Consider the following 17,584-nt stretch of genomic DNA (forward strand, 5'->3'; position numbering starts at 1 on the left):
TAGATGTTACATGGAAATTTACAACTTGATTTAGGCGGTTTTGCTTTAGATAGTGGCGATTTTAATATTCCACTGCGAGGTGTGACCGTTTTATTTGGACGTTCTGGCAGTGGTAAGAGCACATTATTACGAGCTATTTCTGGTTTAGACAAACGAACACGTGGCAGCTTAGTCGTAAAAGGTCAGTTTTGGCAAAAAGACAATAAATCTTTGCCTGTACAAAAACGAGATATTGGATTTGTATTTCAAGATGCCGCTCTTTTCCCTCATTTATCGGTTCGTCAAAATTTGGAATATGGCATTAAGCGTTTAGACAAGCAGATTGAAGCGGCGGACTTTAACGACATTGTTATCCGCGTAGGTATTTTGGAATTGCTTGATCGTAAAGTCACCTATTTATCTGGTGGAGAACGACAGCGAGTGGCAATTGCTCGTGCTTTATTAATGCGACCAAAGTTACTTTGTATGGATGAACCATTATCAGCATTAGATTGGCGCTCAAAAGCTGAATTGCTTATTTTAATAGAAGAGATTATTGAGCAATATTCATTACCTGTTTTATATATTACTCACGCACCAGCAGAGGTAGAACGATTAGCCGACCGAGTCTTATTTATGAAAGAAGGCAAAGTAGAGCGCATGGAAACTCTACAAGAGGCTTTAGCAAGACCAGATTCTCCGTTATTTGATGAGCAGGGTGCTGTTTCGGTTTTATTAGGTTCGCCACAACAAGTTGAAGATGGTTTGCAACGAATAGAAATTAATCAAAATAGCCAAGGTATAACTAAGCACTCACTTTGGGTTGGGCAGCATCTATTGGTTCAAAAACCACAAGTCAGAGTGCGAATTTTAGCGCGAGATGTCAGTATCGGTTTAGCTGATCCTGAGAACTTGAGTATTATTAATCATTTAAAAGTTAAAGTAGGCGAGCTTATTCCACAAGGAGAACATCGTGTTTTAGTACGTTTGTTTTTAGACGATGGACAGCATTTATTTGCCGAAATTACTAAAAAGTCAGTTAAACGTTTACATCTTTTACCAGGCCTGGTCGTTTTTGCTTTAATTAAAACAGTCGCTATGACGGAATAAGCTTTTATTCAAAGCACTAAAAAGTGACACCTAACTTTTTCAATGGTTAAGGTGTCAATAAAGAGATCATAAATACAAGGCGTTGTCGCTTTGAATAAATGAGCGATGAGCTTTTATTTTGTTTAATGATTCTTTTTAGGTAGGCTCTATTGTTACACCCAAATCTGCGGGTTTAGCGTGATAAACTGAGCTTAGAACAATGCCATCTACTCCAGTTTTAGCGTAGCTTTGAATATTTTGAGCATTAATGCCACCGGCAATAATAATGGTCAGTAATGGGTATTGCATTTTTAACTGTGTTACCCAAGAAGCAAGTTGGTTTACCTCAACTTTATCAAATTGAATTAGGTCTGTACCCGCTTGTGCAGCTTGTAGTGCCTGATCCAAATTATCACATTCAATGGCAATTTTTTTCTCACACGCCGTTACTTTTATCGCCGATATTTTTTGTGCTAATTTCTCTCGTCCACCAATTATATTTAGGTGGTTTTCAAAAACTAAAATGGTTTCGGATAATCCTAAACGATGGGGGTGTGCGCCACCAGAAAGTATGGCTTTAATCATTGGTTTTTTAAGGCCTGGTAGGTGTTTGCGAGTGACTAATAGTGGTATATCGCTTATTTTGGCCACTTGTTCTACCATTTGAGTTGTTTGAGTGGCAATGCCACAAAAATATTCTAATAGGTTCATCGCAACCTTCCACCCACGATGTAAGGCATCTGCACGTCCACTAACTTGTAGAATAATTTCATCAGCATCCACGACCTTTCCAGATGGGAGTTGCATAACTACTTTGGCACCTAATAATTCAAAAATACGTGCGGCTTCTTCCATTAAGGTAAGTGTTGTTTTGTGTCTAGAGCGTACGGTAAGCAGGGCGGGTTGGTCGTTAATATCTAATAAATGACTGGTTAAATCAATGAGTGGGGCATCTTCATTAATCCAGGCTTCAATTTCATGTGTTTGAAAATAGATCATGTTGTTTCTTTTAATGTTTAATAAAAGGAAAATATTGTGCTTATAGCGTATTTAAGAAGGCTATTAGCAAACAAAAAAAAGCCCGATTTAAGTCGGGCTAAGGTGTTAAAGCAACAAAGAAAAATGGGTTTATTCAACCGCAAACATATAACACTACAGCTTGTTGAAAAGCGTAGGTTTACCAATGATTAGCCAAGTTTTTGGCTGAACATTTGGCGAGCATAGATGCAATTTCGATCTCTAGTACGACTTTAATAATGATGTGTGTATTAACCGTATCATTATGAAAGCTTTTGACTGAGTCGGTAATGTGATTGCGTGCACTAAATTTGATGTAAGGTTTTTTTTATTTAACACTTAAAAAGGCTCAGAGTATCTGAAGTTCTGAGCCATGCGCTTTTGCTAAATGACAGAAAACAAAAGGTTGCATAAAATCAGGCTTGTTAAGATTAGCAGGCCTGGTATCAATTATTTAAGTAGTTAAAACAAGCTCTAAGTATATGTTTGTATATATCGAACTTTTTAAAAAACCTTAATCAAATAAGGCTTCTATTTCGATATGTTTTGAAAAACATATCGATGGGTGTATTAAAGCATATTGATATTGTTTGTTTCAAGATTTTTTTTATATTTTTTGAAAAAAAAGCACTGACTAAGGTGTTAGTGCCGGTAGTTTGTTGTTTTGAGGTAGGTTTTTACGGTTGTAAACAGGATACAATTAATTAAGATTTTGTACGTTTTTGCGGTTTCGGTAACGTTTTTCTATATCAACAACGAAGTATATTGTGAGTGCAGATACAATAACAGCCGCCCATTGTGACAGACTGAGAGGCGCGCTACCAAAGGTACTATTCATAATTGTAGAATGGGTGAACAACACTTGCAGTGCAATCATGGCCGTTACGCCAATAAGTAGCCAACGGTTTGAAAAGAATCCAATTTTAAACATAGAAAAACGCAGTGAACGACAGTTAAATAAATAGAAAATCTCACCAAAGACAAACATATTTACCGCTAAAGTACGGGCAGTTTCTAAACTGTGTTGAGTATACAGTGCCCAGTTAAATAGCCCATAAGCCCCAGCCAGCATTAAGACACTTACGGTGATGATTCTGAATGAAAGTTCTAAATTAATAATGGGTGAACCAGGTTTGCGTGGCGGTTGTTTCATTAACCCGGGTTCTTTGTTTTCAAAAGCCAACATTAAGCCTAGTAATAGTGCCGTGGTCATATTAATCCACAGTATTTGCACAGGCGTAATAGGCAAGGTTAAGCCAAACACAATAGCGGTTAAAATAACCAAACCTTCGCCTGCATTAGTAGGAAGTGTCCAGGTAATAAATTTAACCAGGTTATCAAAAACGGAACGGCCTTCTTCAACCGCTGCTTCAATGGTCGCAAAGTTGTCATTCGTTAAAATCATGTCAGCGGCTTCTTTGGCGACTTCTGTTCCGCCTAAGCCCATCGCAATACCAATATCAGCTTGTTTTAAAGCAGGGGCATCATTAACGCCATCGCCTGTCATGGCAACAATATGCCCTTTAGATTGCAACGCTTCTACTAAACGTAATTTTTGTTCTGGTGTTACTCGTGCAAATACCGCTGAATTTTCGGCGACTTCTACTAATTTTTCATCGCTTAATTCGGCCAGAGCATGGCCACTATAAGCATATTGCTCTGGAGTATTGTGTGCTGAACCTTTTAACCCAATTTGCTTAGCAATCGCCGCCGCTGTTGCAACATGGTCACCTGTTATCATTTTTACTTGAATTCCGGCCGCTTGGCAGGCTTTTACGGCAGAAATCGCTTCTTGTCTTGGTGGGTCCATCATGGCTTGTAAGCCTAAAAAGGTGAGTTGACTATCAACAGTTTCGTGTGTGACTTGTTGAGTATTGGCTGGCACTATTTTTCGGGCAAACGCTAATACTCGTAAGCCTTTTGCCGCCATACGGTCAATTTCTTTAAAAATACGGTCAGTATCGATATCAATGAGTTGATTTTGATTATTTAAAGCGGTTGTACTGCGCTTTAAAATACTTTCGACCGAACCTTTTATATAGATGACTGAATTTTCAGGTTCAGTGGAAGATTCTGTTGCTGGCTTGTGTAGAGTAGCCATATATTGATGTTGCGATTCAAAAGGTAGGGTATCTAATCTTGGGAATATTTGGTCGAGTTCAGTAGGATTAAAGTTGGCTTTAAGTGCCGATGAGATTAGTGCCGCTTCGGTTGGGTCACCATCTATTTTCCATTGTGCTTCTTGTTCAAGTAGTCTTGAATCATTACATAATAATCCTGCTTTAAGGGTTTCATATAAAGCGATAAATTGGGCTGGTGATGATGTGTTTTGTTGAATATCAAGCTGAAAATCAGGCTGGCAATCTAGTTTTTGATTGTTGAGTAGAATGTCACCTTTAGGTATATAGCCCGTCCCTGTTACATCATACGAGTCTTGGTCAGCAAATATTAGCTGTACCGTCATTTGATTTTGAGTAAGCGTGCCTGTTTTATCAGAACAAATAACTGTTGTGCTGCCAAGGGTTTCAACAGCAGGCATTTTGCGAATAATAGCATGACGTTTAGCCATTTTATTTACGCCAATCGCCAACATAATAGACATGGCGGCAGGTAACCCTTCAGGAATAGCACCAACAGCCAAAGCAACGGCCGCCATAAAGGTTTCTAGAACAGGTTGTCCATGAAGCCAACCTACAACAAAAGTAAGGCCTGCTAAAACTAAAATAATTTTAAGAAGCAGTTCACTAAATTCGGATATTTTTTTAGTTAAGGGAGTCGCTAATATGGTTGCATTCGCAATCAGTGTATTGATTTGCCCAATTTCTGTACCATCACCCGTTTCAACCACAATACCTGTGGCAGTGCCATAGGTCACTAAGGTTGATGAGTAGGTCATATTATGGCGATCTGCCAAAGGGGTTTCTAATGGTAAGGCGGTTAAGTTTTTTTGTGATGGGACAGATTCACCTGTTAATGCCGATTCATCCACCTGAAGTTCTCGGCAACGAACTAATCGCAAATCGGCAGGCACTTTATCACCAGATTGTAATAGAACAATATCGCCTAAAACCAATTCAGAAGAGGGAATGGTTATTTTTGTGCCAGCACGAATAACGGTTGCAGAGCCTTCCATGCTTCTAGATAAAGCTTCTATCGCTTTTAGTGCTTTGGATTCCTGAATAAAGCCAACAATCGCATTAACAAAAATAACACCAAAAATAACACCACTATCTACCCATTCTTGCAATAAGAAGGTGACGATAGCGGCCGCTAATAAAATATAAACAAGTGGTTGGTGAAACTGCAATAAAAAAAGCGTAATAGGGCTTTTGCCCTTTTGCGGTGTTAATCTATTAGCACCATATAAAAGCTGTCTTTCTTTAACCGTTAAATTATCTAAACCTTCAGCAGTATTGGTTTCTAACAGCTTATCCATTTCTGCTAAAGGATGGTGATGCCAGTGTTTTTCTCTTAAATTATCCATGATGCATCCGCATGATTTACGCTGTTATTAATAAGATATTTTAACTGTTATCATAATCTTTTTTAAAGACATAGAGCGACTGTTTGTGAGCGTTATTTTTGAGATTTCATTTTTTGGCATTTATTGCAAAAATAACAAGCGCGTTGATTTAATATCATTCGCTCAATTGTTGTACCGCATACTGGGCAAGGTTTTCCGTGCTGATCATAAACATTGAGTTTTTGTACAAAATAACCGGGTTTGCCGTCGGGCGACATAAAATCTTTTAAGGTGGTTCCACCTTGTTCAATAGCCGCTTGTAAAACTTGTTTTATATTATTTACCAATGTTGTGCACTGTTTTTTAGTTAATGTATTCGCTGGCGTTTGTGGGTGAATTTTGCTCATAAAAAGAGATTCATTTGCATAAATATTACCTGCTCCCACTGCCACCGCACTATTCATTACTAAGGTTTTTATGGCTACTTTACGGTGATGTATTTTTTCAAAAAAATAATTGCCATTAAAAGCGTCGCTTAATGGTTCGGGTGCCAGTTTGGCTAATAGCTTGTGTTGCTCAACTGGCCCACTGTCCGCAGAGTGCCATAATACGGAACCAAATCTGCGCGGGTCATTTAAACGAACCAAATAACCGTTTTGTAACACAATGTCTACATGGTCATGTTTTTGTGGTGGGGTATTTTTAGGTAAAATTCGTAGGTTTCCAGACATGCCTAAATGAATTAATAAAGTACCTAATTCTGTTTTAAGTAATAAATACTTGCCTCTACGGTCTATTGATTGAATGACCAGGCCTGGTAATTTGTCTTTTAACGTTAAATCAATAGGCCAGCGTAAACGTGCATTACGCACAATAAATTCAGTAATGATTTGTTGATTGGCTTTTGGGGTAATGCCTTTTCGGGTGGTTTCTACTTCTGGTAATTCTGGCATGGTAACGAACTTTTTAAATAGGTTTAATTGGCCATATTGTAAACAATCAATTAATCCATCGTCAGAAAAACGTAAACTTAAAGATTACCGTTTAGGCATAGAATGTGTTTAGTCTAAGAGATCTTTGCACGACTCAAGGCTCGGCATGGTTAAAATGTCTAAAGTTCTATCGATTTTTGTTGAATAACTTGCTAATAGCTGGCTACTGTTTGAATTATTTGCCACACCCAGATACCTTACTTTTGCAAAGGTCTTTAAATATTATTAATCAGTTATTGGATTTTTGGCCGATAACGACTTTATACATTAAGGTGAAAAGTAAGGGAGGACTTTATGCCAAACTCTATTTCTAACACGCATTATATTGTTGAATATAATGGCAGTGACTATGTAATCTTATTTGGGGTAAGGGTGATTGCAGCTTTTGCCAGTAGTGAAGAAGCTTTTAAAGCTAAACGCTCGTTGGAAGATAGGCCAGTTTTAAGTGCTTATGATAAAACGCCTCCGGCAATTAGAGCTGCAAAAGCGATGTATGCAGGTCAAAAAGCGTTGTAAGTTTCTGTTTAAGATACATTTTGTCATTTTCTGATGTCATTTGTAATAAATCTTACATATACTAAACAAATGAAAAGTAAATTATTAAATAGAACGTTAACTTATAAAATCATTCATTGGTGTAAGCCATTAAGGGTTTTTTTAGTCTTTTTCTTATTCTTTTCTAATATCACCTTAGCGTTAGCCTCCCAACAAGCACATCTAAAAACAGACAAAGATAATTCTGTAATCAGCACGTCTTTAACGCCTATCTCGGTACAAACTAATTGGAAACATCAATTTCAGTTTGCAGGTTTTTACGCCGCAATTAAGCAAGGTTATTATCAAAAAGCAGGTTTAGATGTCACTGTTAAAAATTGGCATAAAGGTATTAATGTTGTTGACGAAGTTGTGGAAGGTCGTGCTGATTTTGGTGTGGCTAAAGGCAATGCATTAGCCGCCTATGCCAAAGGCAGCCCAATTTCATTAGTGATGGCATCTTTTCAATATTCACCTCTAGTGTTATTGGCACATGAGCGTATTGAAGATCTATCTCAACTTTCGGGCAAAACGGTAATGTATGACAATGGGATGCAAATAAGTGGCATTGTTAATAAAGCCGATTATTCGGTTAAAGAATCCATTATTGAGCAAAAATCGTCTGGAAATATAAATGATTTTATCAGTCGCAAAGTTGATTTTTACGCGGCTTACGCCACTAATGAACCCTATAGATTAAAGAAGGAGAATATTCCTTATTACCTTCTTGACCCAAAAGCCTACGGTATTCAAAACTATGGTGATCTTGTTATTACAACCGAAAAAAATGCCAATTTACATCCCTTAATGGTAGAGGCGTTTAAAAAGGCTAGTATCCAAGGTTGGAAGTATGCTATTTCTCATCAAGAAGAGATGGTTGACTACATAATGCAACACTATCAAGTGGTTAAAAGTAGAAATGCGTTGATAGATGAAGCAAGGCTCACAACTCAATACGTTGTGACAGGAGACACACCTATTGGTACGGTAGAACCATTAAAACTCATGTCAATGGCCATAACAGCCAAAGATATAGGCTTAATCACCAGAGAGGAGTTAAAAAAGCTCAATATGCAAAAATTTGTATTTGATGTGGAACGCACTTCATTTACCAAACAAGAAATAGAATATTTACACAAACACCCCGTTATTACAATGGCAGCAGACGGTAACTGGGCACCGTTTGAGTTTTACGATACAACTGGCGGCTATCAGGGAATGGCTGCTGATTATTTCAAATTATTTGAAGCCAAGTTGGGTGTACATTTTAAAGCGAAGTTTTCAAGTTCTTGGACAAGGATTGTTAAAGAAGCAGAACAAGGAAAAGTTGATCTCTTTTCTTGTGCTGTAGCAACGCCTGAACGTAGCCAATATATGCGCTTTACCCAACCTTATCTCTCTTTTCCAATGGCACTAGCCGCTACCGAAAAAACATCTTATGTTGGTGAATATTCACAGTTAGAAGGGCATACCATTTCTGTTGTAAGGGACTATTGGGCTTATGAGTTTTTAAAAAATAATTATCCAAACATAAAGCTTATGGTGGTGTCATCTGTTAAGGATGGGCTGTCATCGGTTGTGGATGGTCGATCCGATGGGTATTTAGGGAATTTAGCGGTAATAAATTTTACTATGCGTAGACATGGCCTAGAAGGTATTCGAATTGTTGGGCAATTTAAAGAGCGTTATGAACTTGCTATAGGGGTTCAAAAAACTGATCCAATATTGTTTGGAATTATCGAAAAAACACTCAACTCAATTACTGATGAAGAGCGGGCAGAGATATTTTCTCGCTGGGTACAATTTAAGGTTGTTAATAATTTAGATAAAAAGCAGTTATTACAAATTATCTTACCAGCCCTATCTATTATTTTAGGGTTACTGGCGTTGCTCATTTTTTACATCTACCAAAAACGTTTACATAAAGCGTATCTCCGACAAATATATGAACTCTCTTTAGCCACAGAAATAGATTTGCGAACGCGCACCATTTTATGGGCAAGTGAATCCTTTTTAGCATTAACGGGGTATACCAAAGAAGAAATGCAAGGTATGCCTTATTTAAAATTGGCTCGTGAAGATATTCCTGCAGAGTTTGTAGAGTATTTAAATAAACTGATGTTGTCGGGTAAAACTTGGGTTGGTGAAATGGAAGCCAGAACAAAGACAGGTGAACATTATTGGGTTGAACTCACCTTGTCGCCCACTAAAAACTTATGGGGTAACGTAACCAAAATTTTAGCAACCCGTGTCAATATCACCGATAAAAAACGGATAGAAAAACTCTCTATTAGTGATGTTTTAACCGGTCTGTATAACCGCCGCCATTACAATAATATTATTGATCTTGAAGTGAGGCGTAGTCAGCGTGAAGGATTGTCATTAGGGTTGGTGATGCTTGATATTGATCTGTTTAAAATGGTTAATGATACCTACGGACATCCTCACGGAGATAAAGTCTTAAAACAAATCTCGCAGCTTTTACAAGATCATTTTAACCGCGCTACTGATTATGTATTTAGAGTAGGAGGAGAAGAGTTTGTTGTGATTTGTCGTTTTAAAACACGAGATGAATTTAAAGTTTATTTAGAGCAAGTTCGCCAAAAAGTTGAAGAACTGAAGATTGAAAATAAACAAGCACCAATTGGGGTTGTGACTATTTCCATTGGGGGTGTTTATGTGGAAGATAGTAAACAATTACATGCTGAAAAATTATTTAAACAAGCAGACAAAACGCTCTATTCAGCAAAACAAAATGGCCGAAACCAAGTCATGATTCACTCACAAAAAGAGGATTCTTAACACGAACATGATTGGTAATTGGATTAATTAAAGCGGTTTACAGCAACTTAACTGTAATTCAAGAATTATTCAATGCCAATTCAAGAAGGCGAAAAGCTTGAACTCGGCTTTCTTTAGACATAAAAAAACCCGGTCTTTTGAACCGGGTTGGTCTCAAATTTATCTGGATAAGATTTATTTGATTTTTGCTTCTTTGAACAAGACGTGTTTACGAACTACTGGATCGTATTTCTTGATCTCGAATTTTCCAGCCATGTTTCTTTTATTTTTATCCGTTGTATAAAAATAAGCAGATTCAGTTGACTGTAATTTGATTTTATCGCGCATGGTTAGTCTCCTTAGACCTTCTCACCACGTGAACGCATATCTGCGATCACAGCGTCAATTCCATTTTTGTCGATGATACGCATACCGGCAGCGGTAACACGTAACTTAACAAAACGGCTTTCAGCTTCAGACCAAAAACGATGCGTATGCAAGTTTGGTAAGAAACGACGACGAGTTTTACGGTGAGAGTGAGAAACATTGTTACCTACGACAGGACGTTTTCCTGTAACTTGGCATACTTTAGACATTTCACAATCCTTCTTAAAAACAGTTTTTGAACCCCAAAAGGGACCCAAATAAATAAAAATATTCGAATATTTCTATATTCATAACGTTATGTGGGTAACGTTAAAAATAAGAAGCGGAATTATCCACAATACTCGATGTGATTGCAAGTTTAATTACATTTAATTTAAAAATGATTGCCAAAGGTGGGGTTTTCTTTCTCTGCTTTTCACAGAGTTCTTTGTTTCTGAGCTCTGTGATGAGAGCTTTGTTTTGATTCTGACTTATGTAAAGGTCTATCGTAGGCTGTCATTAAAGATTAATAATTGGTTGTGTTAAATTTTAGATAATTGGTCAAATTGTTTATTTGGAATTTTCAAAATGTCTCATTTATATAAAAAGAGTGTTAAAGCCTTGTCTGAATTGTCGTGTGATGAGTTTGATGAAGTCGTTCGTCCGCCTGCTGAACAGGTTGAATTTGAGGGGATTGTTGATTCAGGCATGAGCCGTAGAGACTTTTTTAAGGGCAGTGCCTTATTATTTGGAAGCGGGTTATTTGCGCAATCTACATTCGTTTCGGCCAAATCTCAAATCGTTTCAAAATCTTTTAATATGTACGCTTTTGAGGATGTTCAAGCCAATAGTGACGACACGATTACCTTGCCTACAGGCTATGCTTGGAAACCTTTAGTCAGTTGGGGCGACCCTTTATGGTCAACTGGTGTTGAATTTGATTCAAAAACGTTAGTATCAGCCCAGTCGCAAGCTTTGGCTTTTGGGGATAATAATGATGGTATGAAGCATTTTAGTTTTCAGGGCAGAGAGTTATTGGTGATTAATAATGAATATATTAACTTTAGCTCTTTTTATAGTAATCGCACCTCTGGATTGCCTGAAAATGAAGAGGATACGTTAAAAGCAAAATTGGCTGTGGGGGTGTCGATTGTTGAGATTAAGCAAGCTGAAAATGGTTGGCAGGTTGTTAAAGATTCTCAATTTAATCGCCGTATTCATGCACTTACTCCAATGCAAATTACGGGGCCTGCAAGAGGGCATAAACTTATGCAAACTCACGCTGATCCTAAGGGGGTTAAATCATTAGGAACTTGGAATAATTGCGGTAGCGGTGAAACCCCGTGGGGAACCTATTTAACCTGTGAAGAAAACTTTAACGGTTTTTATTTGAGTTCTAACCCTGAGTTTGCGATAAGTGATGAACTTAAACGCTATGGCGTGTCTCACCAAGATAGAGGTTATGCTTGGGGAAAGTATGATGAACGTTTTGATTTAGCGGTGACACCAAATGAACCAAACCGTTCGGGTTATGTGGTGGAGATTGATCCAAAAAATCCGCAAAGTCAACCTAAAAAAAGAACCGCTTTAGGGCGTTTTAAACATGAAAATGCGGAAATTGTTATTGCCAAAACTGGGCATGTGGTCATTTACCTAGGAGACGATGAGCGTGGTGAATATTTATATCGCTATGTTTCAAAAAATATCTACCAAGAGGGCGCAGATATTGATGACCTTATGGACAATGGTACTTTATATGCCGCAAAGTTTTATGATGACGGTTTGGGAGAGTGGCTCGCATTAACGCCACAAACAACAGGGATGAGTCAAGCCGAAATCTGTATTCATACCCGACAAGCCGCTTCTAAGGTAAAGGCAACCACAATGGATAGACCTGAGTGGGTGGCTGTAAACCCAAATAAGTCTGAGGTGTTTTGTGCATTGACCAACAATAAAAATCGTGGAGAAAAACCCAATAAAGGGGGTGACACTCAACCCGTGAGTAGTGTTAATCCACGTGAAAAAAATCAGTATGGGCAAGTGGTGCGCTGGATACCAACCAACAGTAATCACGCCGCAGAGCGTTTTAATTGGAACTTGTTTGTCTTAGCGGGAAACCCAATAGTGCATAAAGAAGGGCTGTTGGCGGGCTCAAACAATGTGCATAGCGGTAATATGTTTAACGCACCCGATGGCTTGCATTTTGATAGCCAAGGCAAGCTTTGGATTCAAACAGATGGCAAATATTCTAATCAAGACGATTTTGCAGGCATGGGCAATAATCAGATGTTGTTAGCAAATCCTGAAACGGGAGAAATAAAACGTTTTATGGTTGGTCCCAAAGAGTGTGAAGTGACAGGGTTTGCCTATAGCCATGATAAAAAGACCCTTTTTGTGGGCATACAACATCCTGGCGAAAAAGGTGATTCAAACTTTCCTTACGGAAATGTTGCACGCTCAACCGTGATTGGTATATGGCATAAAGAAGGCTATCAAATCGCTTAATAATGGGTTGAGGTAAGTCATTGAACGTTTTATTTTATGGCATTTGATTATGTTGTGCTAAAGAGTGCCAACGACCTTTATCACCAATAATAATATGATCTAGGGTTCTTACTTCAATTAGTTCTAAAGCAGAGCTTAGTGATTGTGTGAGTTGAATGTCTGCTTGGCTGGGCGTTGGGTCACCAGATGGATGGTTGTGAGACAAAATAACCGCCGCGGCATTGGCATTTAGAGCGGCTTTTACCACTTCTCTAGCATGTACTTCAGCTTGATTAAGCGTGCCTTCAAAGAGAATCTGCAGTTCTATTAATTGGTGTTGTTGGTCAAGCAATAATAGGGCAAAACGTTCTCGTTGTTGATGCGCCAGTTCGTGAGCAAGATACTGTGCGACCAGTTCTGGGCTAGTAAAAGCATTGCCTTTTTCTAAGCCAGATTGAAAATGCCTACGTGACATTTCTAATACCGCTTTCAGTTGCACATATTTAGCTTGACCAAGTCCTTTTGCTTTGCAGAATTCAGTTTCATTAGCATTAAGCAAATTATGCAAACTGCCAAACTCATTCAGTAAGTCTTGGGCTAAATCTACCGCACTTTTACCTTTAACGCCCACGCGTAAAAAAATAGCGAGCAGTTCTGCATCACTTAAATTTTGCTCACCAAATTTAATGAGTTTTTCTCGTGGTCGGTCGTTTTCGTGCCAATCGCTTATTGCCATGGTTGTCTATCTCTTTATCGATGTTTTTGATAATATCGAATCTTAAATTTACCAGGCCTGGTAATCTTGATTTTTATATTACGTATAAGGACGCAGTAAAGCAATGTTTAAAGTTGAAATGAAAGTTCGTGATTATGAATGTGATATGCAGGGCGTGGTGAATAACGCCGTTTATCAAAATTATTTAGAATTCAGTAGACATGAATTTTTATTGGAAAATAATATTGATTTTGCAGAATTAACTCATGCAGGCATTCATTTAGTGGTGGTGCGTGCAGAGCTTGACTATAAGCAGTCTTTAACACCAGGTCATCATTTTTATATTACCGTTGAAGTCGAAAAAGAATCACGTGTTAAATATGCTTTTATTCAACATATTTATAGAAAATCAGACGATAAGCTTATGCTTAAAGCACGTACATTAGGTGTGGCTTTAAATGAAAAGGGTCGTCCAACCGTTTTTGATGCCTTAGAACGTTTGCTATAAAATTCCGTTAAACGTTTTCAACAATCGCTATATTTATTTTGAATCTATACCACTCGCGGTGTAATGCTTTTGAGTCATACCAGGCCTGGTAAAATCAAAAAAGTGCTTTTATTTAGCGTGTTTTTCTTGCTGCGTTACCTGTATTTCTAATGGACTCGAGGTATTTAAATGTACATCTCTTTGTGGGAACGAAATCTCAATACCTGCTTCTGAAAATTTATTATTAATGACTTCATGCAAACTCGAACGCGTAATAATCATTTGGTCTAGGTCATCAACAAAACAACGCAATATAAAGTTAAGTGAATTATCACCAAATGCATCAAATACAACCGTAGGTTCTGGATCAGTTAATACGCTAGGATGTTCATTAGCGGCTTCTAGCATCAGTTTCATCGCCTGTTCAACATTACTGCCGTAAGCAATACCTACTTCTACTTTTACGCGGTTAATAGGGTCTGAAAGTGTCCAGTTAATTAATTGTCCGGTAATGATTTGTTTATTGGGTATTACCAACTCTTGTCTTTCCCAGTTTACGATGGTGGTGGCGCGTATACGAATTCTTGAAACTTTACCTGTAACACCGTCTACGGTGACAATGTCGCCAACTCGAATGGGCTGTTCAAATAATAAAATAATACCACTTACAAAGTTAGCCACAATTTCTTGTAAACCAAACCCTAAACCAACCGATAACGCTGCCACTAACCATTGAATGTTAGACCACTCAATGCCCATCGCTCTAAAAATAAGCACAAAACCAATAATGGCAATAACATACTGAGTGAGTGAGCTGACAGCGTAACGTGCGGCGTTGCTAATAGGCAGGTATTTAAGCAGAGTAAATTCTAAAATACCCGGTAAGTTTTTAGCTAATAATAAGGTAACAAATCCAAGTATAAGTCCTTGAGAAAGGTCTCCCAAAGTAAGGGGGACTTGTTGAATTACGCCATCAATGACTTGTGATTTGGTGAGTGGTAAAGTGCTGTCATTGACTAAGTTTAGCGCCAATAATAAGTCGCTCCAGACTAACCAAATACCAACAAATAAAGCGATAATAAATCCTAGATTTACGGTTTGTCTAATTTGATTGCTGAGTTTGTCGTAATTAATTTCATCCACTTCAATGGGAGGAATATCGGCACTCTCTTTAGGGCTGTTTTGGTCATCAGCTTGTCTTGTGGCATAAAGAGCTTCTTGCTGTTTTACCTTTTCTAAAAAGTGTTGTTTGCGTTCAGAAATATAAATACTTCGTAGTAGAAGTTCTCTAAAAATATAAGTGGTAAGAATCAGACCAATTGTCCAGTTTAGACGTTCTGCAATCATTAATGACGAGTAGTAATACCCTGATATGGTGCTCCAAATTAAAAAGGCAGGTATTAATAATAACAATGGAAACCATATAAAATGCAGTTGCATTAAGCTGTTTCTAGGTGTTTGTAAATAAGAGTTTTTTACAATGTTACTTGACGATCCCCATATTTTAAACAATGCAATCGCTATTAAAATCATTAAGCCAATAAAGCCAAGACGCCCTAATACTTGCCTATCGGATGGCCCCGTAGAGTCGGTATTTAAACCAATTAAAATAATAAGTACTGCTGCAATGGGTACAACCCATTTTAGTACTCTATAAATGGATTGATAGGTGGTTTGTTGCCAGCGAAAATGCTTTTGTGCTAAACCATTTTTGCGACAAATTTGTTGTAGACCACCCAAAATAAAAAGCAAAATACTCGCATTAAAAAAGCTGTTAATAAGCCGTTGAGAATATTCTGAAGGGTTGCTTAAATCATTAAGTAAACTAGCAAACCCCGCAAAAATTATGGGTGCTGTTATAGAGATGGCTAATGTAAAGCCAACCGCTTTTAACGTGTAAATAAATGAGTCGGTACGAACAGAGATGATTTGAGATGCCGTTTCTTCTAAGCCTCGTATAAAACGTTTTCTTAAAAAGATTAGAGCCATAACAAAAAGCAACCAACCAGTAATCATGGTCTTTTGTTTATTGATTCCTTCTTTAAGATCAGAGAAAAGGGCGTTACTGTTTTTTGGGTCAAAAAACCAGTTAATACTACTTGTTAATGCATTAACAGACAAAAGTGAACTGGCTTGTACATTAGGTAGCCATAATAGGTTGTTGTGTAAAAAATGGGAGTATTTGCCAATTAATTGTTGGCGTTTGTTATACAACGAATTTAATTCAGAAAGTTTGCTAATAAAGTCGGGATACAAACTTTGTAATTCATTAGCAGAATCAATGTAATTTGCTTGAATTGTCAGTAATTGTGATTCTATTTTATGTTGCGCAATAGGGTCTTTAAAATCGTGTGTAGAAAGGGTTTTAGCAATAAGAGCAGCTGCACTTTGTTGATTTGCTTCTCTTAATTTTTCACTTAACAGTATTTGAGATAAAATAATATTATTTAGCTGGTCTTTAATTTTTAATATGGTCGATTCTTTAACACTATAATTGGCTAAGCTTTCAACACGTTTATGCAATACCTGGGCGATAATCTCTCTTGAACCTTCTAAAGCCACAATTTGTTTGTCGCGGCTAAAATCCGCTTCAATGGCATTATTGGTACTGATAATGTAGTTTATTCGTTGTTGAATTTGTTGCTCTTGATTGATTAAGTTAGCTTTTTCTTGCTGAACTTTAATCGTGTTTTCTTGAATAGAGTAAAGTGGGCTAGATGGATCAAGCTGTTCCTTAACCGTTTGTTGTAATTCACTTTCTGCTTGTTGTGTTTTTTGAACTTGTAAAATATTTTGCAGGTGGTTCACTATTTGAAGTTCAATCGTTTTATCTTTTTGCCAGTAATCACGTTCAATCTGGGCGTTTTTAGATAAATCACCTAAGTTATCAAGCTGAAAATCTAGTAGTTTTAAATTATTTTTTAATAGCTCTTTACGACTTAGAAGGCTTAAGTTAGAAACTCGGCTAGTAATGTCATTTGATTTGTTCATGACCTTTTTAGAAACAACTTCAGTAAGTGTTTCTAGCGTTTGCTCTAAAGTAAATTTTTGATTTGCGCCATTAGCGGCTAAACCTTGTAATTGATTAAGAGAGCGATCCCATTTTAAATAATTACTGTTTGCTAAATCTAACGCAGTTTGAGCATCATTTAATAGCTGGTTTAGACGCTCATCAGACATAGAGTCTTGCGTAATGTTTTGAATGTCTTCAAGTCTTTTTTCCAGGCCTGCTAGATTATCATTTAGGGTGATTTTTCGTTTATCAGCTAATTCAACATTTTGTTGTTGAGTGTTTAATGTATCTAAGGTTTTACTATTAGATAAAATCCAAGATGAAGCTTGCTGTAATTGCAAGATAAGATCGTTTTTTTCTTCATCGGATAAGCTCGATTGATTCACAGCTTGGGTTAACGCTGGTATGGCAGTACTTGAAGAGGTTGTGTCTATTGTAGAAGATGATGGCGTTGTTACTGTTGTGGCCATTGCAACTTGCCCAAAAAACAAAATGGCTAGAATCCCTGCAATAATTAGGGTGAGTCGCATTTAATTAGCCTCTTAAATATTTGAATGTGAGACCTTTGCACGAGTGAGGTGCGAATTAAAAATGTGAAAAAAACTCGCAGATTTTAGCGATTTTTAAACGTAGATGCACTCGTGCAAAGGTCTCAATGTATTAT

The 17,584-nt window shown here is 37.5% G+C and carries 12 protein-coding genes; 5 read left to right on the forward strand and 7 right to left on the reverse strand.

The window, feature by feature from the left end; genetic code table 11:
* Positions 1 to 3 precede the first annotated feature (3 nt).
* A complete protein-coding gene (gene modC, locus ACYQ0E_RS02355; RefSeq protein WP_460186650.1) occupies positions 4 to 1,089 on the forward strand; it encodes a molybdenum ABC transporter ATP-binding protein in 1,086 nt (361 codons plus the stop codon).
* Positions 1,090 to 1,224: 135 nt separating this feature from the next.
* On the opposite strand, the gene modD is transcribed toward modC, so the two are convergent.
* The 3 genes from modD to mutM all read right to left on the reverse strand — a co-directional run bounded on the left by modD (position 1,225) and on the right by mutM (position 6,501).
* Positions 1,225 to 2,067: a ModD protein gene (gene modD / locus ACYQ0E_RS02360; RefSeq protein ID WP_460186651.1), complete on the reverse strand. Its 843-nt coding sequence runs from the start codon at positions 2,065 to 2,067 to the stop codon at positions 1,225 to 1,227.
* A 718-nt stretch (positions 2,068 to 2,785) separates the two neighbouring features.
* The gene (locus ACYQ0E_RS02365) at positions 2,786 to 5,569 is read right to left on the reverse strand and encodes a cation-transporting P-type ATPase (protein WP_460186652.1); all 2,784 of its coding nucleotides are present in this window, start codon (positions 5,567 to 5,569) and stop codon (positions 2,786 to 2,788) included.
* 92 nt (positions 5,570 to 5,661) lie between these two features.
* Positions 5,662 to 6,501 (reverse strand): bifunctional DNA-formamidopyrimidine glycosylase/DNA-(apurinic or apyrimidinic site) lyase, encoded by an 840-nt coding sequence (mutM, locus tag ACYQ0E_RS02370; RefSeq protein ID WP_460186653.1) that lies wholly within the window; start codon positions 6,499 to 6,501, stop codon positions 5,662 to 5,664.
* A 333-nt stretch (positions 6,502 to 6,834) separates the two neighbouring features.
* Between mutM and ACYQ0E_RS02375 the strand changes: the two genes are divergently transcribed.
* Together ACYQ0E_RS02375 and ACYQ0E_RS02380 are read left to right on the forward strand one after the other, a co-directional pair.
* Positions 6,835 to 7,056, forward strand: coding sequence for a hypothetical protein (locus tag ACYQ0E_RS02375; protein WP_460186654.1), 222 nt, complete (start codon positions 6,835 to 6,837; stop codon positions 7,054 to 7,056).
* Positions 7,057 to 7,125: 69 nt separating this feature from the next.
* Positions 7,126 to 9,876, forward strand: coding sequence for a transporter substrate-binding domain-containing diguanylate cyclase (locus ACYQ0E_RS02380; RefSeq protein ID WP_460186655.1), 2,751 nt, complete (start codon positions 7,126 to 7,128; stop codon positions 9,874 to 9,876).
* Positions 9,877 to 10,050: 174 nt separating this feature from the next.
* On the opposite strand, the gene rpmG is transcribed toward ACYQ0E_RS02380, so the two are convergent.
* Both rpmG and rpmB read right to left on the reverse strand, forming a co-directional pair.
* Positions 10,051 to 10,203, reverse strand: coding sequence for a 50S ribosomal protein L33 (gene rpmG / locus ACYQ0E_RS02385; protein WP_029408319.1), 153 nt, complete (start codon positions 10,201 to 10,203; stop codon positions 10,051 to 10,053).
* An 11-nt stretch (positions 10,204 to 10,214) separates the two neighbouring features.
* On the reverse strand, positions 10,215 to 10,451 hold the full coding sequence (gene rpmB / locus ACYQ0E_RS02390) for a 50S ribosomal protein L28 (protein WP_029408318.1): 237 nt from the start codon (positions 10,449 to 10,451) through the stop codon (positions 10,215 to 10,217).
* Between the two features lie 358 nt (positions 10,452 to 10,809).
* On the opposite strand from rpmB, the gene ACYQ0E_RS02395 reads away from it, so the two are divergent.
* Positions 10,810 to 12,726, forward strand: coding sequence for a PhoX family protein (locus ACYQ0E_RS02395; RefSeq protein ID WP_460186656.1), 1,917 nt, complete (start codon positions 10,810 to 10,812; stop codon positions 12,724 to 12,726).
* Positions 12,727 to 12,760: 34 nt separating this feature from the next.
* Here the strand turns inward: ACYQ0E_RS02395 and radC are convergent, their stop codons facing one another.
* Positions 12,761 to 13,441, reverse strand: coding sequence for a RadC family protein (gene radC, locus ACYQ0E_RS02400; protein ID WP_460186657.1), 681 nt, complete (start codon positions 13,439 to 13,441; stop codon positions 12,761 to 12,763).
* 103 nt (positions 13,442 to 13,544) lie between these two features.
* Here radC and ACYQ0E_RS02405 point away from each other — a divergent pair, with 103 nt between their 5' ends.
* Positions 13,545 to 13,928: an acyl-CoA thioesterase gene (locus ACYQ0E_RS02405; RefSeq protein WP_460186658.1), complete on the forward strand. Its 384-nt coding sequence runs from the start codon at positions 13,545 to 13,547 to the stop codon at positions 13,926 to 13,928.
* A gap of 108 nt (positions 13,929 to 14,036) precedes the next feature.
* On the opposite strand, the gene ACYQ0E_RS02410 is transcribed toward ACYQ0E_RS02405, so the two are convergent.
* On the reverse strand, positions 14,037 to 17,450 hold the full coding sequence (locus ACYQ0E_RS02410; RefSeq protein ID WP_460186659.1) for a mechanosensitive ion channel domain-containing protein: 3,414 nt from the start codon (positions 17,448 to 17,450) through the stop codon (positions 14,037 to 14,039).
* Between the last annotated feature and the right edge of the window lie 134 nt (positions 17,451 to 17,584).

The sequence above is a fragment of the Thiomicrorhabdus hydrogeniphila genome, from assembly GCF_054656895.1.